This is a genomic window from Paraburkholderia sp. CNPSo 3272 (assembly GCF_024206495.1).
GTDB lineage: Bacteria > Pseudomonadota > Gammaproteobacteria > Burkholderiales > Burkholderiaceae > Paraburkholderia.
This window is the reverse complement of record NZ_JAMBPQ010000020.1, coordinates 18,335-38,870: the sequence shown is the minus strand read 5'-3', so window position 1 is coordinate 38,870 and position 20,536 is coordinate 18,335. Positions and strand designations below refer to the sequence as shown.

The window sequence follows — 20,536 nt, the reverse complement described above, 5'->3', positions numbered from 1 at the left end:
AAGGTGGAGACAATGACTCAACGCAAGGGCAAGACCATGCTCCGGAGGTTGGCCGCAGTGCTCGCGCTGGCAGCGGGCGTCACAGGCGCGAGCGTGCTCAGCGCGCAAACGGCGCAAGCCGCCGACGCGCATTTCGTGCTGATCAGCCACGCGCCCGATTCCGACTCGTGGTGGAACACGATCAAGAACGCCATCAAGCAGGCCGACGAAGACTGGAACGTCGAGACCGACTACCGCAATCCACCCAACGGCGACATCGCCGACATGTCGCGCCTGATCGAACAGGCCGCCGCGCGCAACTACGACGGCGTGATCGTCACCATTGCCGACTACGACGTGCTCAAGAGCTCGATCGGCAAGGTCACGCAAAAGAAGATTCCGCTCGTGACGATCAACTCGGGCACCGAGGAGCAGAGCGAGAAGCTCGGCGCGATCATGCACGTGGGTCAGCCCGAATACGTGGCGGGCCACGCAGCCGGCGAAAAGGCCAAGGCCGCGGGCGTGAAGTCGTTCCTGTGCGTGAATCACTTCGCGACCAACGCCGTATCGTTCGAACGCTGCCGCGGTTTTGCCGACGCGCTCGGCGTGGACTACAAGACCTCGACGATCGACTCCGGCCAGGACCCGACGGAAATCCAGTCGAAGGTGAGCGCGTATTTGCGCAACCATCCGAACACGGGCGCCGTCCTCACGCTCGGCCCGGTGCCGGCGGCCGCTACGCTCAAGGCGATCGACCAGATGGGCCTTGCGGGCAAGATCTACTTCTGCACGTTCGACTTCTCGGATGACATCGCCAAGGCGATCCGCGCGGGCACCATCCAGTTCGCGATCGATCAGCAGCCGTACCTGCAGGGCTATATCCCCGTGGCCGTGCTCGCGATCGTGAAGAAGGAGCACACTACCGACCCGCAGAAGATCCGCCAGATCCTCGAAGCGAATCCGAAGTTCAAGCAGCGCCTCGAAACCTATGGCCTGCAGCCCTCGTACGGTCCGAAGAATATCCGCTCGGGTCCGGGCTTCATCACCAAGGACAATCTCGACAAGGTCGTGAAGTACGCCGGTCAGTATCGCTAAGCAGTTTTCGTCAGCCCCGCGCGGCGGTGGCTAGCATCCTCCGATGCCCATCGCCTCTCGCCAGCCTCGCCGCGCGCCATTCACCGTGTTGCTTCTACTGCAAGGCAGTCGCTTGTGGGGAATGCGCTCGGGTATTTGAGCCAAAGCAGGTGCGAATGCCCCTGCCACGGCCGATCGCCTTGCATAGGACCAGCGTAAGGCGCTAAAGCACCAACTCTGGTCGATATAGGAGACATCATGGGTGTAGCCGGCAAACACTTCCCCTCGCACGCTCCGGAAAGCGGCGCGCAAGACGCGCCCGCACCGCAGCCTGGCGCCAGCGACGAACGCGTGCGCCGCGAATCGCGGTTCGGCCATCTGCTCGGCCGCCCGGAATTCGCCGCGATTTCCGGCACCGTGCTGGTCTTCGCCGTCTTCGCGATCGGCGCCGGCGGCTCGGGCATGTTCGATCTCGACGGCGTGATGAACTGGTCCCAGGTCGCCGCCTACCTCGGCATCCTGAGCGTCGGCGCGTGCCTGCTCATGATCGCCGGCGAATTCGACCTCTCCATCGGCTCGATGATCGGCTTCGCCGGCATGATGGTGGCGATCCCCACCATGTACTTCCACTGGCCCATCGCGCTTTCCATTCTGTTCGCGTTCGTGGGCTGCACCGCGCTCGGCGCGCTCAACGGCTACCTCGTGATGCGCACGCGGCTGCCGTCGTTCATCGTCACCCTCGCGTTCCTCTTCATCCTGCGCGGCCTGACGCTTGCGCTTTCGATCATGTTCGCCGACCGCACGATCGTCTCGGGCGTGGGCGACGTGGCCAAGGCCGACTTCGTGACCAACCTGCTCTTTCACGGCACGGCGTTCAAGGGCCTGTTCGTGGCGCTCACGCATATCGGCATCGGCAAGATGCTCGACAACGGCCAGCCGCTCGTGCCCGGCGTGCCCAAGGTGATTCTCTGGTGGTTCGCGCTCGTGGCGATCGGCGCATTCGTGCTCGCCAAGACGCGCTACGGCAACTGGATTCTCGCGGTGGGCGGCGACACCAACGCTGCGAAGAACGTGGGCGTACCCGTTAAGCGCGTGAAGATCTCGCTGTTCATGCTCACCGCGTTCTGCTCGTGCCTGTTCGCCGTGCTGCAGGTGTGCGACATCGGCTCGGCCGCTGCCGATCGTGGCCTGCAGAAGGAATTCGAAGCCATCATCGCCGCGGTGATCGGCGGGACGCTGCTCACGGGCGGCTATGGCTCGGTGATCGGCGCGGCATTCGGCGCACTCATCTTCGGCGTCGTGCAGATCGGCATCACTTACACGAACATCGATTCGGACTGGTTCCGCGTGTTCCTCGGCGTGATGCTGCTCATTGCCGTGCTCTTCAATCACTACGTGCGCCGCCGCGTCGCGCAATCGTAAGCCGGAGGCTCAAATGTCCGAAACACCCAACCCCGTCCAGAACACCGCAGACGACGACACGATTCTCGCGCTCGAGAACGTCAGCAAGTACTTCGGCAAGGTCATCGCACTGAACGGCGTCACGCTGCGCCTGAAACGCGGCGAGGTGCACTGCCTGCTCGGCGACAACGGTGCGGGCAAGTCCACGCTCATCAAGACGCTCGCCGGCGTGCACCAGCCGACCTCCGGCCAGTATTTCGTGGACGGCAAACCCGTGGCATTCGATTCGCCGAAAGACGCGCTCGATCTCGGTATCGCCACCGTCTATCAGGATCTCGCGCTCGTGCCGCTGCTCTCGGTCGCGCGTAACTTCTTCATGGGCCGCGAGCCGCAAAAGAAGCTGTTCGGCTTCATCAACGTGATGGATCTCGATTCGAGCGCAACGATCGCGAAAGAGCGCCTCGCCGGAATGGGCATAAACGTGCGCGACCCGCATCAGGCCATCGGCACGATGTCGGGCGGCGAAAAACAGTGCCTCGCGATCGCACGCGCCATTCACTTCGGCGCACGCGTGCTGATTCTCGACGAGCCGAGCGCCGCACTCGGCGTGAAGCAGAGCTTCAACGTGCTCAAGCTGATTCACGCCGCGCGCGCCAAGGGCATTTCGGTGATCTTCATCACCCACAACGTGCACCACGCCTACCCCATCGGCGACTCGTTCACGCTGCTCAATCGCGGCCGCTCGCTCGGCACCTACACGAAAGACACCATCAGCAAGAACGAAGTGCTCGACATGATGGCGGGCGGCGCGGAGATGCAGAAGATGATCGCCGAACTCGACGGCGCGACCATCTGAGCACGAGCGAACGGCACAGCACCCAACAGGAATACACATGGCCCTGACTCATTCAACCCCGCCCCGTTCCACTCCAGGCCGTTTCGCCGCCGGACGCAGCCTCGACATCGTCTGCCTCGGCCGCCTGGGCGTCGATCTCTACGCTCAACAGGTGGGCGCGCGGCTCGAAGACGTCTCCACCTTTGCGAAGTATCTGGGCGGCTCCTCGGCGAACATCGCCTTCGGCTGCGCACGTCTTGGCCTGAAGTCGGCGATGCTCACGCGCGTGGGCGACGATCATATGGGGCGCTTCCTCGTCGAAACCCTCACGAAGGAAGGCTGCGACACGAGCCATGTGTGCGTGGACCACGAACGCCTCACGGCGCTCGTGCTGCTGGGCCTGAAAGACCGCGACACGTTCCCGCTCATTTTCTACCGCGAGAACTGTGCCGACATGGCCGTCGATTCGGGCGACTTCGACGAAGCCTTCATCGCGTCCTCGAAAGCGCTGCTCATCACCGGCACGCACTTCTCGACCGAACAGGTGAACCGCACGAGCCTCACCGCGCTCGACTACGCGCGCCGCAACAACGTGCGCACCGTGCTCGACATCGACTACCGTCCCGTGCTGTGGGGCCTCACGGGCAAGGCCGATGGGGAAACGCGCTTCGTCGCGAGCGAAGGCGTGAGCGCGCATTTGCAGCGCATCCTGCCGCATTTCGATCTCGTGATCGGCACCGAGGAAGAATTCCGTATTGCGGGCGGCAAGGAATCGCTCGTCGATGCGCTCAAGCGCGTGCGCGAAGTCACGGGCGCGACGCTGCTCGTCAAGCGCGGGCCACTCGGCTGCCAGATCGTGGAAGGCGCGGTGCCCGCCTCGATGGACGACTTGCCGATGCAGCGCGGCGTTGAAGTCGAAGTGCTCAACGTGCTCGGCGCCGGCGACGCTTTCGCCTCCGGCTTTCTTTCGGGCTGGCTGCGCGACGCTTCGCTCGAAGACTGCGCGCGCTCGGCCAACGCGTGCGGCGCCCTCGTCGTCTCGCGGCACGGCTGCGCGCCCGCCATGCCCACGCCCGTGGAACTCGACTACTTTCTGCGCGAAGCGGCCGCCGACCCCGTGCGTATGCGCCGCCCCGACCGCGACGCGACGCTCGCGCGCCTGCATCGCGTCACGCCCGCGCGCAAGCGGCACGACGAAGTACTCGGCTTCGCGTTCGATCACCGCAATCAGTTCTTCGATCTCGCGCAGCAGACCGGTGTAAGCGAAGCGCGCATTTCGTATCTGAAGAATCTCTTCGTCGAGGCCGTGGCGCAGACCGAGCGCACGCTCGGTTTGCAAGGACGCATCGGTGTCCTGATCGATGACCGCTACGGCCAGGATGCGCTCAACGCCGCGACCGGCCGCGGCTGGTGGATCGGCCGCCCGGTCGAGTTGCCGGGCTCCGTGCCGCTCGTGTTCGACCATGGCCGGTCGATCGGCACGACGCTCGCGTCCTGGCCCATCGACCACACGGTGAAGTGTCTCGTGCAGTTCCATCCCGACGAGCCCATCGAACAGCGTCTCGAACAGGAAACGCAACTGCGCGCGCTCTACGACGCCACCCAGGCGAGCGGCCACGAACTGCTGCTCGAAGTGATCCCGCCGAAGCTTAACGGCAAGCCGAATGCGCCCGATACGGTCTATCGCGCGCTCAAGCGGCTCTACAACATCGGCCTCTATCCGGAGTGGTGGAAGCTCGAACCGATGGGCGCCGCTCAATGGCGCGAGATCGACGCGCTGATCGCCGAGCGCGACCCGTATTGCCGCGGCGTCGTGCTGCTCGGGCTCTCCGCGCCGATCGACCAGCTCGTGGAGGGCTTTCGCGCGGCGGCCGTCTCGAATACGTGCCGGGGCTTCACAGTGGGCCGCTCTATCTTCTATGAACCGAGCCTCGCCTGGCTCGCAGGCGAAATCGGCGACGACGAGGTGATCGCCCGCGCGCGCCGCGCCTTCGAAACGCTGATCGGCGCGTGGCGCGCCGCGCGCACCGACGCTCAAGGTGCGCACGACAATCATGAGGAGAAGGCGGCATGAATCAACGCATTGCTCCTGGCGATGACGCCGCGCAGGAACGCGCCCAGAACGCGACGCCCGCAGCGCACACGAGCACCGTTCGGCTCACGGCGTCACAGGCGCTCGTGCGCTATCTCGCTGCGCAGCGCGTGGCGAGCGAGGACGGCTCGGGCCGCACCGAGCCGCTATTCGGCGGCGTGTTCGCGATCTTCGGCCACGGCAACGTGGCCGGCCTCGGCGAGGCGCTCTATCAGCATCGGCACGAACTGCCCACGCTGCGCGCGCACAACGAGCAGGCCATGGCGCACAGCGCGATCGCTTATGCGAAGGCGCACTTTCGCCGCCGCATGATGGCGGTGACGACCTCGATCGGCCCGGGCGCGACGAATCTCGTCACGGCAGCCGCGCTTGCCCACGTGAACCGCTTGCCGGTGCTGCTATTGCCCGGCGACATTTTCGTGTCGCGCGAACCCGATCCGGTGCTGCAGCAGATCGAGGACCTGCACGACGGCGGCATCTCCGCGAATGACGCGCTGCGCCCCGTGTCGCGCTACTTCGATCGCATCGTGCATCCCGCGCAGCTGCTCACGGCGCTGCCGCGCGCGCTGCGCGTGCTCACCGACGCCGCGCTCTGCGGCCCGGTCACGCTCGCGCTGCCGCAGGACGTGCAGGCCATGGCGTGGGACTATCCGGCGAGCTTCTTCACGCCGCGCCTCGTGACATTCCACGCCCCCGCGCCTGTGCAGACCGAGATCGACGCGGCGCTTATGCAGCTGCATCGCGCGAAGCGCCCGCTCATCGTCGCGGGCGGCGGCGTGCTCTATGCACGAGCCTCGCAGGCCTTGCAGACGCTTGCGGCCTCGCGCGGCATTCCCGTGGCCGAAACGCAGGCGGGCAAAGGCTCGCTCGCGTGGGACGATCCGCTCAACGTCGGCGCGCTCGGCGTAACGGGCTCGCCCGCCGCCAACGAACTGGCGCGCGACGCCGACTGCGTGCTCGCCGTGGGTACGCGTCTGCAGGACTTCACGACCGGCTCGAACTCGCTCTTTGCGAACGCGCATGTGATCGGCGTGAACGCCAACGGCTTTGACGCGCTCAAGCACGACGGCCTCGCCGTGCAAGCCGACGCGCGCCAGGCGCTTGCTGCGCTCAACGACGAACTGATCAACTGGCGCGCCGACGCGAACTGGACCGCCCGCGCCCAGCGCCTCGCGGGCGACTGGCGCGCGAGCATCGAGCGTCTTACGCACGCGCCGCAGGAACGCAGCCGCCTGCCCTACGACGCCGATGTGATCGGCGCCGTGCAGCGCTCGTCGAGTCGTTCGTATACCGAAGACATCGTCGTCTGCGCGGCCGGCACGCTGCCCGCCGAGCTGCACAAGCTCTGGCGCGCGGGCCAGCCCGGCGCGTATCACGTCGAATACGGCTACTCGTGCATGGGCTACGAGATCGCGGGCGGCCTGGGCGCGAAACTTGCGCGCCCCGATCGCGAGGTCATCGTCATGGTCGGCGACGGCAGCTATCTGATGATGAACAGCGAGATCGCCACCTCGGTCATGCTGGGCGCGAAGCTCATCGTCGTCGTGCTCGACAACCGCGGCTATGGCTGCATCAACCGGTTGCAGCAGGCTTGCGGCGGCGCGCCGTTCAACAACCTGTTCGACGACTGTGCGCAGGGGCCGCTCGGCGCGCCGCGCATCGACTTCGCCTCGCATGCGCGCTCGCTCGGCGCGCAGGCCGAACACGTCGCGAACGTCGCGGAACTCGAAGCGGCGCTGCAACGCGCGCGCGCCTCGTCGCGCACCTATGTGGTCTCAATCGACACCGACCCCGCGCGCACGACCGAGGAAGGCGGCTGGTGGTGGGAAGTCGCCGTGCCCGAAGTGTCCACGCGCCCTGCGGTGCGCGAGGCGCGCGAACGCTATGAAGAACAGGTCGCGCAGCGCAGCGGACGCGCGCAACCCAGCGAAGATTCACCCGCCAGCGACGACGAACCCGGCGACGCATAACGCCTCTGACGACACAGACATCGAGGAGCGCACATGAGCGCATTTGAAGTACGCATCGGCATCAATCCGCTGTCGTGGATGAACGACGACCTGCCCTCGCTCGGCGGCGAGACGCCGCTATCGCAGGCGCTCACCGAGGGCCGCGAGATCGGCTATGAGGGTTTCGAGCTAGGCAACAAGTTTCCGCGCGAGCCGCAGGCGCTCAAGGCGCTCCTCGCGCAATACGATCTATCGCTCGTATCCGGCTGGTACTCGGGCATGCTCGCGCGGCGCAGCGTGGAGGAAGAGATCGCCGCGGTCGAGGAGCATCTGGACCTGCTCGCGCAGAACGGCGCGACCGTGATGGTCTACGGCGAGGTCGCCGATTCGATCCAGGGCGCGCCGCGTCCGCTCTATCAGCGCCCGCGCTTTTTCAGCGACAAGCAGTGGGACGAGTACGCCGCACGCGTGGACGCCTTCGCACGCCATACGCTCTCGCGCGGCGTGCGGCTCGCGTACCACCATCACATGGGCGCCTACGTCGAAACGCCTGCCGACGTCGACAAGCTGATGGCGCGCACGAGCGACGCCGTGGGCCTGCTGTTCGACGCGGGCCATATCACGTTTGCCGGCGGCGACCCCGTCGCGGAGCTCGACAAGCACATTGCGCGCGTGTGCCATGTGCACTGCAAGGACGTGCGGCCCGCGGTCATGAAACTCGCCCGCAACCGCAACTGGAGCTTTCTCGACGCCGTGCTCGCAGGCGCGTTCACCGTGCCCGGCGACGGCGCCGTCGATTTCCCCGCGATCATCGCGCGGCTCAAGCGCCACGGCTATCGCGGCTGGCTCGTCGTCGAAGCCGAGCAGGACCCGGTGATCGCACCGTCTTACGAATATGCGCAAAGGGGTTACCGTACGCTGCGCACGCTCGTCGATGCGACCGATACCCCATCGAAGGAGGCAGCATGACTCTACTGGTCAAGGCCGCGCGCGAAGGCCAAACGATCGCGCGCGTCACGCCCGACACCGCGGGCTGGCGCTATGTCGGCTTCGCCGCATATCGGCTCGAGACGGATGAACTCGTCTATGTCGGCGAGCCCGATCGCGAGAGCTGCATCGTCGTACTCTCGGGCGCGGTGGATATCGAGGCGCTCGGTGAGCGCTGGTCGAGTCTCGGCTCGCGCGACAGCGTCTTCGAAGACGCCGCGCCGTATGCCCTTTATGTGCCGCCCGGCGTGAAAGCGACCGTGCGCGCCAAACGCAACGCCGAAGTGGGCGTGGCGAGCGCGCCCGCCAAGGGCACGCTGCCCGTTCGCCTCATCGAGCCCGCGCAGATGAAGCGCTCCACGCGCGGCAAGGGCGCAAATACACGCTACGTCTGCGATATCCTGCCGCAAGACGCGCCCGCGGAATCGCTGCTCGTGGTCGAGGTGCGCACGCCGTCGGGCCACTCGTCGAGCTACCCGCCGCACAAGCACGACGCCGACCGCTTGCCGCACGAAAGCGCGCTCGAAGAAACCTACTATCACCGGCTCAATCCGCAGCAGGGTTTCGCGTTCCAGCGCGTGTACACCGACGCGCGCGATCTGGACGAAACAATGGCCGTGGAAAATCACGACATCGTGATGGTGCCGCGCGGCTATCACCCGGTCGTCGTCCCGTATGGCTACGACTCGTACTACCTGAACGTGATGGCGGGCCCCACGCGCGAATGGCACTTCCACAACGACCCGGCGCACGAGTGGATCATCGAGCGGGACGCGAAGTGACGCGTCCATAAAAAACGCCGCGTGTCGAAATCACGCGGCGTTTTCGCTGTGCCCGCAACGAGCAATGAACGGCGGGGGCGTCAAGCCAGCCGGAATTTCCCCACCAGCCGCTTGAGCACCGTGGCCTGATCGTCGAGCGATTGCGCAGCCGCGGTCGCCTCTTCAACGAGCGCCGCGTTCTGCTGCGTGCCGGCGTCCATCTGCGTGACCGCGCGGCTGATTTCCTCGATGCCCGAACGCTGCTCGCGCGAAGCCGCCGAAATTTCCCCGATGATGTCGTTCACGCGCCGCACGGCCTTCACGACTTCGTCCATCGTCGAGCCCGCGTCCTGCGCCAGTGTCGAGCCATTCGATACGCGCTCGACCGACGCGCCGATCAGCGTCTTGATCTCCTTGGCCGCCGCCGCGCTGCGCTGCGCGAGGCTGCGCACTTCGCCCGCCACCACCGCGAAACCGCGCCCTTCCTCGCCTGCACGCGCCGCTTCAACGGCGGCGTTGAGCGCGAGGATGTTGGTCTGGAATGCAATGCCCTCGATTACGCCGATGATGTCCACAATGCTCTTCGCGCTGTCGTTGATCTCCTGCATCGTCGCGACCACGCGCCCCACCACCGAGCCGCCCTTCTCCGCGATTGCCGAGGCATTGCCCGCGAGCGTGCTGGCCTGCTCCGCGTTCTCGGCGTTCAGGCGAACCGTGGACGTGAGCTGCTCCATGCTGCTCGCCGTGCGCTCGAGCGCCATGGCCTGTTCTTCGGTGCGGCGCGACAGATCGAGATTGCCGGTCGAGATTTCGCCCGAGGCGCAGGCGATCGCCTCGGCGCTGGCCGCAATCTCGGCCACCGTGGTCGAGAGACCCTTCTGCATGTCGCGCAGGGCGCCCAGCATGCTCGCCGCGTCACGGGCGTGAACCGTGACGGGCTGTGCGAGGTCGCCGGCCGCGATACGGGCCGCGATGGCCTTGGCGTGCGCCGGCTCGCCGCCCAGTTGTCGCGCAATGCGGCGCACGACCCATTCGCTCACGAAGAAGGCGAGCACGAACATGGCCACCGTCGCCACGGCCATCATCACGAACGACGACTTGAAGATGAACTCGGCCTTCGCGATGGTCGCCTTCGCGGCCGTGCCGCGCTGCGCGACGAGGTCGTTGACGAGCGTTTCGAGCTTGCCGGTCTCCACGAGCAGCGAGACGTCCTGCGTGCCCACCTGCCAGCTCATCTGCGAGAGATCGAGCGGCTGCTGCTTCACGAGCGTCACGAACTCGCGCAGGTGTGCGCTCCACGCCGTGGTCGCATCGGCGAGCTTCTTTTGCAGGGCGAGCGCGTCGCCGCCCTGTTCCTGTGCGTATTGCTGCAGCTGGCTCATGCCGAGCTCCAGTGCGCCGAGATCCTTGTCGATGTCCTGGCCCAGTTCGTCGCGCTCGCGCGCCGTGGTCGCGGTGAGCAGCATCTTCTGCGCGCGGCTCGCACGCAGCACGTGCCCGCGCGCTTCCTCGGCGGCGCGGCTCGCGACGTAGCCCTGTTCGTAGATCGATTGCGTCGAGCCGTTGAGACGGCTGATTTGCGCGAGCGAAATCGCGCCGATGGCGAGCGTGCCGATCAACACCAACGCGAAGGCGAGGCGCAGTGTGGCCTTCACGGAAAGCCGCGAGCTGCGCGTCGCCGCGCCAGCCCGTCCCGTTTTGCGTTGCTGCGCGTGCGCCGCGCCGCTTGCCGGATCCTGCGGCGCAAACCCTGCGTGGCCGCCGCCTTGCGATACTGCTTTCATTTTGGTCTCCAGCATTGTTGTCAGGCTCAGCGCCATCGTTCTTGATTTGCGCTACGCCTCAACCCCGGTCTACGGCACACCGCCGCGCATTCTTTAACGCCTTCGCGCGCGGCTGCGGCTCGTATTCCGGCCCCGTAATGCACGCCTCGTGGGCGCGCACATCGGCGGTTTATACACGGCCAAAATGAGATGCCAAAAATCCCGCATGAATTTTGTGTATTGGCTCTCGCCCTTGCGGCATAGGGCCGCAGCGCAACGGTGCGTCGCTCCTGTCCGATTCTCGACAAATCTTGTCCGTCCGGTTCGAGGAAGACACATTACACTGCGCTCATAACTCTTATACATGTCCTTTCATGCCGCCGCCGCTGCCCGCCAGGCGTGGTGCCCGCTGAATACTCTCTGCTGCTACCGACAACATGGAAACCAGTCTCGACAAGCGCGCCCTGCCGGGCGCCGCCGCGGGTTCGTCCGCGGCCGCTTCCGCCCCCGCTGCGGGCGCCGTGCAACGCACCGTCTACTCGGTGCTGGGTGCGATCAGCTTCTCGCACCTGCTCAACGACATGATCCAGTCGCTGATCCTCGCCATCTACCCGATGCTCAAGGACAACTTCTCGCTGTCGTTCACGCAGATCGGCCTCATCACCCTCACCTACCAGATCACGGCGTCGATGCTGCAGCCGCTGGTGGGCTTCTTCACCGACAAGCGGCCCCTGCCGTACTCGCTGCCCGTCGGCATGGGCTTCACGCTGTGCGGCCTGCTGCTGATGTCGGTCGCGCCGACCTTCGGCGTGCTGCTCGTCGCAGCCGCCCTGGTGGGCTGCGGCTCGTCGGTGTTCCATCCGGAATCTTCGCGCGTGGCGCGCATGGCGTCGGGCGGGCGTCACGGTCTCGCGCAGTCGCTCTTCCAGGTGGGCGGCAACGCAGGCACGTCGCTCGGGCCGCTGCTCGCCGCCGCGATCGTCATCCCGCACGGTCAGCGCAGCATCGCGTGGTTCTCGGCGGCGGCGCTCGTCGGCATGGTCGTGCTCACGCAGATCGGCCGCTGGTACAAGGCCCATCCCGCGATGAAGAAAAAGCGCGCCGAGGTGCCGCACGTGGTGCTCTCGCGTGGACGCGTGGCGGGCGCCATCGGCGTGCTCGTGCTGCTTGTGTTCTCGAAGTACTTCTACCTCGCGAGCATCAACAGCTACTTCACGTTCTATCTGATCGACCGCTTCCACCTCTCCGTGCAGGCCGCGCAGATCCACCTGTTCGTGTTCCTCGCCGCCGTGGCCGCAGGCACGATCATCGGCGGCCCGGTGGGCGACCGCATCGGCCGCAAGTACGTGATCTGGGTCTCGATTCTCGGCGTGGCGCCGTTCACGCTGCTCCTGCCCTACGCCAACCTGTTCTGGACCGGCGTGCTCACGGTGATCATCGGCGTGGTGCTGGCTTCCGCGTTCTCGGCCATCCTCGTCTACGCACAAGAGCTGATTCCGGGCAAGGTGGGCATGGTCGCGGGTCTCTTCTTCGGCTTCGCCTTCGGCCTCGGCGGCATCGGCGCGGCGGTGCTCGGCCAGTTGGCGGATGCGACCAGCATCGGCTTCGTCTACAAGGTGTGCTCGTTCCTGCCGCTCATCGGCATCCTCACCATTTTGCTGCCCGACGTGGAAGGCAAGCGCGCGAAAAAGACCGCGTAAGCGCAGCGGCGCGCCTCGCTCGGCAAAACGGCCGGACGCTCCTCGGGGCTCCGGCCGTTGTTCGTTGTGCGCCTGCACACGCTTTGCCTTGCCGCGAGTTCGTACTAGGCTTGTTGTTGGCCGCCGCCGCCCGCCAGCCAGCTCCTTCTGGCCCGGCGCAAGGCGGCGCGTTCGAGACGCCCGCGCACGAGGTTCGCCATGCAACTGTCCACGGTAGAGATCGAAAAACCCGAAGCCACCAACTTCATCCTTGGCCAGACCCACTTCATCAAATCCGTCGAGGATCTGCACGAGGCGCTCTACGGCACGGTGCCGGGCATCCAGTTCGGCCTCGCGTTCTGCGAGGCGTCGGGCAAGCGCCTCGTGCGGCGTTCGGGCACGCAGGACGCACTCATCGAGATGGCGACGCAAAACGCGTTGCGCATCGCGGCGGGACATAGCTTCATCGTCTTTCTCGGCGACGGCTTCTTCCCCATCAACGTGCTCAATACGGTCAAGGCCGTGCCCGAGGTCTGCCGCATCTTCTGCGCCACCGCGAACCCTACGCAGGTGCTGATCGCGGAAACGGATCAGGGGCGCGGCATCGTCGGCGTGGTGGACGGCATGCCGCCGCTGGGCGTCGAGGGCGAGGACGACGTGCGCTGGCGCAAGGACCTGTTGCGCACCATCGGCTACAAGGCCTGAGCGCCGATGACGACGCTGCGCGCGGCGATCGAGCGGCAGACGGCACACGCGCTCGCGTGCGGCGCGCTTCATCCCATCGAGACGGCGCATACCTTCATCGACGATGGCGGCATGCGTTTCTCCGTGCGCGTGGCCGAGAACCTCGCGCGCAAGGAGGCGGCGCGGCTCACGCCGCAGACTTCGACTTCGTCTGTTCCGCAGCCCCCGCGCAATCCGTTCCTGCCTTACGAGCCCGATCTGTTCGTCGGCGACCTTTCGCCCACCCATATCGCGCTGCTCAACAAGTTCAATGTGATCGACCGGCATCTGCTGATCGTGACGCGCCGCTACGAGCCGCAGGAAGCGCTGCTGGACGCGGCGGACTTCACCGCGCTGATTGCGGTGCTGCGCGAAATCGACGGACTCGGGTTCTACAACGGCGGCGCAGCCGCAGGCGCGAGCCAGCCGCACAAGCATTTGCAGATGGTGCCGCTGCCGCTCGCAGGCGATGGACCTCACGCCGCGCCGCTTGAAGCGCTGCTCGGCGCTGCGCAGGCGGTCCACGGCGCGCGTCCCATCGCAATCGTGCCGGGGCTCGCGTTTCGCCATGCGTTCGCACGCCTCGATCTCGGCCCCGGCATCGGCACAGCGGAAGCTGCCGCGCGTGTCGCACTCGACTGCTATCGTGCGCTGCTGGACGCGGCGGGCGTGCCCGCGATCGACGTGGGCGGCGTCGCGCATCAGGGCGCGCCGTACAACCTGCTCGTCACGCGACGGTGGATGCTGGTGGTGCCGCGCACTACTGAATGTGTCGAAGGGATTTCGGTCAACTCGCTCGGCTTTGCCGGCTCGTTCTTCGTGCGCAATGCGGCGCAGCTGCAAACGCTCGCCCAGCTCGGCCCGATGACGGCGCTCGAGCGCGCGAGCGTGGCGCGCTGAGGCGCTGATGCGCGTCTAGCCGACCGCGTCTAGCCGACCGCGTCTAGCCGACCGCGTCTAGCCGACCGCGTCTGGCCGACCGCGTCTGGCCGACCGCGTCTGGCCGACCGCGTCTGGCCGACCGCGTCTGGCCGACCGCGTCTAGCCGACCGCGTCTAGCCGACCGCGTCTAGCCGACCGCGTCTAGCCGACGACGAGCGGCTCGAGCGCCGCGCGCAGCGCATCGGGCAACGCACTCACGGGCCGGCGCGTCGCGCGATCGACGTAGACATGCACGAAATGACCCTGCGCCGCGGGCGCATCCTCGCCTTCGCGGAAGAGCCCCACCTCGTAGCGCACGCTCGACGACCCGAGACGCGCAACGCGCAGCCCCGCTTCCACGCGATCCGGAAACACGAGCGGCGCGAAGTAATTGCACTGCGTTTCGACGACGAGCCCGATGGTCGTGCCGTGCTCGATGTCGAGCGCGCCCGCGCGAATCAGATACTCGTTCACCACGGTGTCGAAGTAACTGTAGTAGACGACGTTGTTCACGTGGCCGTAGACATCGTTGTCCATCCAGCGCGTGCCGATCGGCAGGAAATGACGATACCCGGAGCGGGCGACGGTGACGGGTCGATTCATCGAGGAGATCCAGGGAAGGCGTAGCGGGAAAGCGTCGCTCGTCGCCCGGCCATCACTGGCCCGGACGCTCGACGAACTCGAACGGCAGGCCGCGCCGGCGCATCCATTCGCCGAGCGCCTGGCCCGTGCCCGCGCGCCACGGCCGCAGCTTCGCGGGCTCGACGAGGCGGTATTCGAGCAGTTCCGGCGAGAGCGCGATCGTGCCCGACGCCTTCACGTGATACGCGATGATGAGTTCGTTCTTGCGGATGAACTCGTACACGCCAACGAGCTCGACACTCTCGGCGCGCAGCGCGGTTTCTTCATGCACTTCGCGCGCGATGCCTTCTTCGGGCGTCTCGCCGTTTTCGAGAAAGCCGGTGATGAGCGCGAACATGCCTTCGGGCCACGCGGCGTTACGGGCGAGCAGAATGCGGCCCTCGTACTCGACGATCGCCGCCACGACGGGCAACGGATTGTTCCAGTGGACGTAGCCGCAGACGTCGTCCGGGCAGGCAAGACGCACGCGGCCGCCTTCGTGGGCGGGATCGGCGCGCTCGGTCAGGCGCGTGGCGCAGCGCGGGCAAAACTGGTAGTCGCTCATGGGGGAAAAGACACGGGTCGATGGCGCGGGGAACCGGCCGCGCGGCCCGGCGGGCACGCTCGCGGCGCCCGCGAAAGCGACCATTCTAGTGTGCTATCGGAGTCCGCGTGCGGCCTCGCGCGTATGCCAGGCCCGCCAGACGAGCCCGATTGCGCCGGCCACGAGCGCACCCGCCGCGAGCCACAGCGAAGGCGAGAACGAGCCTGTGGAAGCCGCGAGCGGCGCGGCCACGAGCGGACCCGCGATCTGCCCGACGCCGTAGGCGGCCGTCGCATATCCCATCAGCGCGGCGGCATGCTCGCCACGCAGCAGACGCGCCTCGCGCATCGCGAAGAGCGTGATCGCCGTGAACGGCAGCCCGATCAACACGCTGCCGAACGAGAAGCCCGCGGCGTTGGGCCAGACGATGCCGAGCGCGATGCCCACGGCCTGCAGCACGTAGGCGCCCGCCAGCATCAGGCGGTTATCCCAATGCAGCGGGAGGCGCGCAGCCAGCAGCGCGCCGGCGATCAGCGCCGCGCCGAGCATCGGCCAGAACAGGTCGGGCCAGGCCGAGCCGGGCAACGCGTGGCGCGCGATCACGGGCAGGAACGTCGCCGTGATGATGTAGCCGAAACCCGGCACGCCGTAGAGCAGCACGAGCCAGAAGGCGTCGGCACGGCGCCCTTCGCGCTGCGCGTGCGCGACGCTTGCCGAGGCACGCGCGGCGGGACGCGGCGCCAGCGCGCGCATGTCTTCTCCAAACGTCGACCAGACGACGGCGGCGAGCAGCGCGCTGATCAGCCCGAAGCCGATCCAGCCCGTGCGCGCGCCGAGACCGCCGGCCGCGCTCACGAACAGCCCGGTCGCAATGATGCCGACGCCGGGACCGGTGTAGATCACGCCGCCCCACTCGTTCGCGCCGAGCTGAGCGAGCCGCCGCAGGCCCCACTGCGAGGCGAACACGAACGTCCACGCGCTCACCGCGCCCGCCACGAAGCGCACGACCGCCCAGATCCAGAACTGCTGCGTGAGGCCCATCGCCAGCGTGAGGAGCACCGTGACCACGAGGCCCGCGCGCACGATCTTCGCGGGCGCCATGCGCAGCGCGACGCAGCTGATCGCGCCAACGAAGTAGCCAGCGTAGTTCAGCGACGCGAGCCAGCCGCCGTGACGCAAGTCGAGCGCGCCGCCGTGCAGCATGAGCGGCAGGAGCGGCGTAAAGGCGAAACGCCCGACGCCCAGCGCAACGGCGAGGGACACCATGCAGGCCAACGCCGCGCGCCGACCGGCATGCGGGCGGGCTTGGGAAACGTGGGCGGCGCGGGGGACGAAGTCGTTCATGAGATCAGCGGATTAAGCGACTGCCTACCATCGTAGGCGATCCTATCGTTCATGAAAAATGAATTATCATGAATCGATGTATCCCGAGGAGAGAACCATGGACCTCGCCGAACTGGCGATTTTCCGGGCGGTCGTGCGGGAAAACGGCGTGACGCGGGCCGCTGCCAAGCTCAACCGCGTCCAGTCGAACGTGACCACCCGCATCAAGCAGCTCGAAGATCAACTCGGCACCCCGCTTTTCACGCGCGAGGGCCGCCGCCTCATTCTCACGCCCGCTGGCGAAACCCTGCTGCCCTACGCCGAGCGCCTGCTCGCGCTCGCCGACGAAGCGCGCCATGCACTGAAGGCCGGGCGCCCGGCGGGACGCCTGCGGCTGGGCACCATGGAGAGCGCTGCAGCAAGCCGTCTGCCCGGCCTGCTCGCGCACTATCACCAGACGTGGCCGGAGGTCACGCTCGAACTGGAAACGGGCACGACCGGCACGATGATCGAGCGCCTGCGCGAATACGCAATCGATGCGGCGCTGATCGCCACACCGCTCGACGGACTGCCGGACCCTCAGATATTCGAGCACGTGCCGGTCTATCGCGAAGAACTCGTGATGATCACGCCGCGCGGCCACCGGCCGATCCGCCAGCCCGACGACATCGCGCTCTCCACGCTCGTGGCGTTCGAACGCAGCTGCGCGTATCGCGCCTATGTCGAGCGCTGGTATCTGGAGCATGGCATCCGGCCTTCGCGCGTGCTGGAACTGGGCTCGTATCACGCGATCGTTGCGTGCGTGGCGGCGGGCGCGGGTGTGGCCGTCGCGCCGCGTTCGGTGCTCGAACTGCCCCGCAGTGCCGACGACGTCACGATTCATTCGCTTGGCAAGCTCGGTCAGATCGACACGCTGCTCGCCTGGCGGCATGGCCACTATTCGCCAGCGCTCGGCGCGTTGAAGGATGCGCTGCTGGAGGATGCGCAACGCACGGGCAGCGCGGCGGCGCCATTGGCGGCTGAAGCGGCAGGCACGCCTGCAGGCCTTCACGCCTGATAAGCCGCGCGGGAAACAAAAAGGGCTGCCCTCACGGACAGCCCCTCTTCGTCGCAAAGCGGCATTCAAGCCGCGACGCGCGGGTTACAGCTTCGCTTCGACCCAGCCCTTCACGCCGGCGAGCGCGGCCGGCAGGTTGGCCGGCTCGGTGCCGCCCGCCTGCGCCATGTCGGGACGGCCGCCGCCCTTGCCGCCGACCTGCTGGGCGACGAAGTTCACGAGTTCGCCGGCCTTGACCTTCTTGCTCGCCTCGGCGGTCACGCCCGCGATCAGGCTGACCTTGCCGCCGTCAACAGCCGCCAGCACGATCGCCGCGCTCTTGAGCTTGTCCTTGAGCTTATCCACGGTCTCGCGCAGCGTCTTCGAATCGGCGCCATCGAGCGTCGCGGCCAGCACGTGCACGCCGTTGACTTCGATGGCCTGCCCTACGAGCTCGTCGCCCTGACTCGAAGCGAGCTTCGACTTGAGCGCGCCCAGTTCCTTCTCGAGCGACTTCACCTGGTCCTGCACCTGCGCGATACGCTGCGTCAGTTCCGAAGGTTGCGCCTTGAGCGCCGCCGCTGCCGCATTCACGCGTGCATCGAGCTCCTGCACGAAGCGCACGGCGTTGTCGCCCGTGATCGCTTCCACGCGGCGGATGCCTGCGGCCACGCCGCCTTCCATCACGATCTTGAAGAAACCGATGTCGCCGCTGCGCGTGACGTGCGTGCCGCCGCACAGCTCGCGCGAGAACCCGAGGTCGAGCACGCGCACTTCGTCGCCGTACTTCTCGCCGAACAGCGCCATCGCGCCGCCCTTCACCGCATCGTCGTAGGACATGACGCGCACGATGCCGGGCGCGTTCGCGAGCACTTCCGCATTGACGATCTGCTCGACGCGGCGGATTTCGTCGTCCGTCATCGGCGCGTTGTGCGCGAAGTCGAAGCGGGTTTTATCCGCGTCGACGAGCGAGCCCTTCTGCTGCACGTGCGAACCGAGCACTTCGCGCAGCGCCTTGTGCATCAAGTGCGTGGCCGAGTGGTTGCGCGCCGTGCGAGCGCGGAGGATGGCGTCGATTTCCGCCTTCACGACGTCGCCGACCTTGAGCGTGCCCTGCTCGAGCGTGCCGTGGTGGCCGCTCACATCGGCTTGAACCTTGAGCGTGTCGGCCACGGCGAAACGGATGCTCGCGTTCGAGATCACGCCCTGGTCGCCCACCTGGCCGCCCGATTCCGCGTAGAACGGCGTGTGGTCGAGCACGACCACGGCGTCCTGGCCGGTCTTCACTTCGGTGACCGATGCGCCGTCGACGTAGAGCGCGACGACCTTCGCGTCGTCGAACGCGATTTCCTCGTAGCCGTGGAACGTCGTCTTCGCGCCCGAGTATTCGAGGCCCTGCGTCATCTTGAACTTGCCTGCCGCGCGCGCCTGCTCGCGCTGACGCGCCATCGCTTCGTCGAACGCCGGCTCGTCGACCGTGACGTTGCGCTCGCGGCAAACGTCGGCCGTGAGGTCGAGCGGGAAGCCGTACGTGTCGTGCAGCTTGAATGCGAGTTCGCCCGAGAGCGTCTTGCCGCCCTTCGCTTCGAGGTCGGCCAGTTCGGCTTCGAGAATCGACATGCCGTGCTCGATGGTCTCGAAGAAGCGCTCTTCTTCCTGACGCAGCACGTCCGTCACGCGCTGCTGCGCTTCGGCCAGTTCCGGATAGGCGGCGCCCATTTCCGCGACGAGATCCCCAACCAGCTTGTGGAAGAACGCGCTCTTCTGGCCGAGCTTGTAGCCGTGGCGGATCGCGCGGCGCACGATACGGCGCAGCACGTAGCCGCGGCCTTCGTTGCCGGGAATCACGCCGTCGACGATCAGGAACGAGCACGCGCGGATATGGTCGGCAATGACCTTCAGCGAGTTGTTCGTGAGGTCGGGCGTATTCGTTTCGCGCGAAGCCGCCTTGATGAGATTCTGGAACAGGTCGATCTCGTAGTTGCTGTGCACGTGCTGGAGCACGGCGGCGAGACGCTCGAGACCCATGCCCGTGTCGACGCACTGTTTGGGCAGCGGCGTCATGTTGCCCTGGGCGTCGCGGTTGAACTGCATGAACACGAGATTCCAGATCTCGATGAAGCGGTCGCCGTCTTCCTCAGGCGATCCCGGGGGGCCGCCCCAGATTTCCGGGCCGTGGTCGTAGAACACTTCCGAGCACGGACCGCAGGGACCGGTGTCGGCCATCTGCCAGAAGTTGTCCGACGCGTAGCGCGCGCCCTTGTTGTCGCCGATACGGATGATGCGCTCGACCGGCACGCCGATTTCCTTCGCCCAGATGTCGAACGCTTCGTCGTCTTCCTTGTAGACGGTGACCGTCAGCTTGTCCGCCGGCAGCGCGTAGACCTTGGTCAGCAGCTCCCAGCAGTAGTGGATCGCGTCGCGCTTGAAGTAGTCGCCGAACGAGAAGTTGCCGAGCATCTCGAAGAACGTGTGGTGACGCGCCGTGTAGCCGACGTTCTCGAGGTCGTTGTGCTTGCCGCCTGCGCGCACGCTGCGCTGCGCGGTCGTGGCGCGCGTGTACGGACGCTTGTCGGTGCCGAGGAACACGTCCTTGAACTGCACCATGCCCGAGTTGGTGAAGAGCAGTGTGGGGTCGTTGCCCGGCACGAGGCTCGACGAGCGCACGATCGTGTGGCCCTTCGATTCGAAGAACTTGAGGAATTTCTCGCGGATGTCGGCGGCTTTCATGGCGTGCGTTGGGTCCTTCCTGGGGGCGTACGGTGCTGAATCTTTGTCGTGGTCGCGCTCGGGGCCCAAGTTGCTCACGGAAACCCCGGTGCTGAATCGAACGATTATACGGGATCGT

The 20,536-nt window shown here is 66.6% G+C and carries 16 protein-coding genes; 11 read left to right on the top strand and 5 right to left on the bottom strand.

The features are described 5' to 3' along the window. Positions 1-12: 12 nt before the first annotated feature. The 7 genes from M3I53_RS22925 (at position 13) to iolB (ending at position 9,099) form a co-directional block, all read left to right on the top strand. The gene (locus tag M3I53_RS22925; protein WP_254318136.1) at positions 13-1,074 is read left to right on the top strand and encodes a sugar ABC transporter substrate-binding protein; all 1,062 of its coding nucleotides are present in this window, start codon (positions 13-15) and stop codon (positions 1,072-1,074) included. 237 nt (positions 1,075-1,311) lie between these two features. Beyond that, complete coding sequence (locus M3I53_RS22920) at positions 1,312-2,475, top strand: ABC transporter permease (protein ID WP_254318135.1); 1,164 nt, start codon at positions 1,312-1,314, stop codon at positions 2,473-2,475. A gap of 13 nt (positions 2,476-2,488) precedes the next feature. Next, a complete protein-coding gene (locus M3I53_RS22915; RefSeq protein WP_254318134.1) occupies positions 2,489-3,310 on the top strand; it encodes an ATP-binding cassette domain-containing protein in 822 nt (273 codons plus the stop codon). Between the two features lie 37 nt (positions 3,311-3,347). Further along, positions 3,348-5,363 (top strand): 5-dehydro-2-deoxygluconokinase, encoded by a 2,016-nt coding sequence (iolC, locus tag M3I53_RS22910; RefSeq protein ID WP_254318133.1) that lies wholly within the window; start codon positions 3,348-3,350, stop codon positions 5,361-5,363. Further along, positions 5,360-7,351 carry a 3D-(3,5/4)-trihydroxycyclohexane-1,2-dione acylhydrolase (decyclizing) gene (gene iolD / locus M3I53_RS22905; protein ID WP_254318132.1) on the top strand — a complete coding sequence of 664 codons (1,992 nt, stop codon included), beginning with the start codon at positions 5,360-5,362 and terminating at the stop codon, positions 7,349-7,351. Before iolC ends, iolD begins: the two co-directional genes overlap by 4 nt. A 33-nt stretch (positions 7,352-7,384) precedes the next feature. Further along, complete coding sequence (gene iolE, locus M3I53_RS22900) at positions 7,385-8,299, top strand: myo-inosose-2 dehydratase (RefSeq protein ID WP_254318131.1); 915 nt, start codon at positions 7,385-7,387, stop codon at positions 8,297-8,299. After that, complete coding sequence (gene iolB / locus M3I53_RS22895) at positions 8,296-9,099, top strand: 5-deoxy-glucuronate isomerase (RefSeq protein ID WP_254318130.1); 804 nt, start codon at positions 8,296-8,298, stop codon at positions 9,097-9,099. The genes iolE and iolB overlap by 4 nt, the downstream gene beginning before the upstream one ends. A gap of 80 nt (positions 9,100-9,179) precedes the next feature. On the opposite strand, the gene M3I53_RS22890 is transcribed toward iolB, so the two are convergent. Further along, positions 9,180-10,862, bottom strand: coding sequence for a methyl-accepting chemotaxis protein (locus tag M3I53_RS22890; protein ID WP_254318129.1), 1,683 nt, complete (start codon positions 10,860-10,862; stop codon positions 9,180-9,182). Positions 10,863-11,278: 416 nt separating this feature from the next. Here M3I53_RS22890 and M3I53_RS22885 point away from each other — a divergent pair, with 416 nt between their 5' ends. The 3 genes from M3I53_RS22885 to M3I53_RS22875 all read left to right on the top strand — a co-directional run bounded on the left by M3I53_RS22885 (position 11,279) and on the right by M3I53_RS22875 (position 14,143). Further along, a complete protein-coding gene (locus M3I53_RS22885; protein ID WP_254318128.1) occupies positions 11,279-12,541 on the top strand; it encodes an MFS transporter in 1,263 nt (420 codons plus the stop codon). A gap of 198 nt (positions 12,542-12,739) precedes the next feature. Then, the gene (locus M3I53_RS22880) at positions 12,740-13,225 is read left to right on the top strand and encodes an adenosine-specific kinase (protein ID WP_254318127.1); all 486 of its coding nucleotides are present in this window, start codon (positions 12,740-12,742) and stop codon (positions 13,223-13,225) included. Positions 13,226-13,231: 6 nt separating this feature from the next. Continuing rightward, positions 13,232-14,143 (top strand): DUF4922 domain-containing protein, encoded by a 912-nt coding sequence (locus M3I53_RS22875; protein ID WP_254318126.1) that lies wholly within the window; start codon positions 13,232-13,234, stop codon positions 14,141-14,143. 183 nt (positions 14,144-14,326) lie between these two features. Here the strand turns inward: M3I53_RS22875 and M3I53_RS22870 are convergent, their stop codons facing one another. The 3 genes from M3I53_RS22870 to M3I53_RS22860 form a co-directional block, all read right to left on the bottom strand. Then, the gene (locus tag M3I53_RS22870; RefSeq protein WP_254318125.1) at positions 14,327-14,767 is read right to left on the bottom strand and encodes a thioesterase family protein; all 441 of its coding nucleotides are present in this window, start codon (positions 14,765-14,767) and stop codon (positions 14,327-14,329) included. 52 nt (positions 14,768-14,819) lie between these two features. Continuing rightward, complete coding sequence (locus tag M3I53_RS22865; protein ID WP_254318124.1) at positions 14,820-15,350, bottom strand: NUDIX domain-containing protein; 531 nt, start codon at positions 15,348-15,350, stop codon at positions 14,820-14,822. 93 nt (positions 15,351-15,443) lie between these two features. After that, a complete protein-coding gene (locus M3I53_RS22860) occupies positions 15,444-16,673 on the bottom strand; it encodes a YbfB/YjiJ family MFS transporter (protein WP_254318123.1) in 1,230 nt (409 codons plus the stop codon). A 97-nt stretch (positions 16,674-16,770) separates the two neighbouring features. On the opposite strand from M3I53_RS22860, the gene M3I53_RS22855 reads away from it, so the two are divergent. Next, positions 16,771-17,709 carry a LysR family transcriptional regulator gene (locus M3I53_RS22855; RefSeq protein WP_254318122.1) on the top strand — a complete coding sequence of 313 codons (939 nt, stop codon included), beginning with the start codon at positions 16,771-16,773 and terminating at the stop codon, positions 17,707-17,709. An 84-nt stretch (positions 17,710-17,793) separates the two neighbouring features. Here M3I53_RS22855 and alaS read toward each other — a convergent pair whose 3' ends face one another. Then, positions 17,794-20,418 (bottom strand): alanine--tRNA ligase, encoded by a 2,625-nt coding sequence (gene alaS, locus M3I53_RS22850; RefSeq protein ID WP_254318121.1) that lies wholly within the window; start codon positions 20,416-20,418, stop codon positions 17,794-17,796. Between the last annotated feature and the right edge of the window lie 118 nt (positions 20,419-20,536).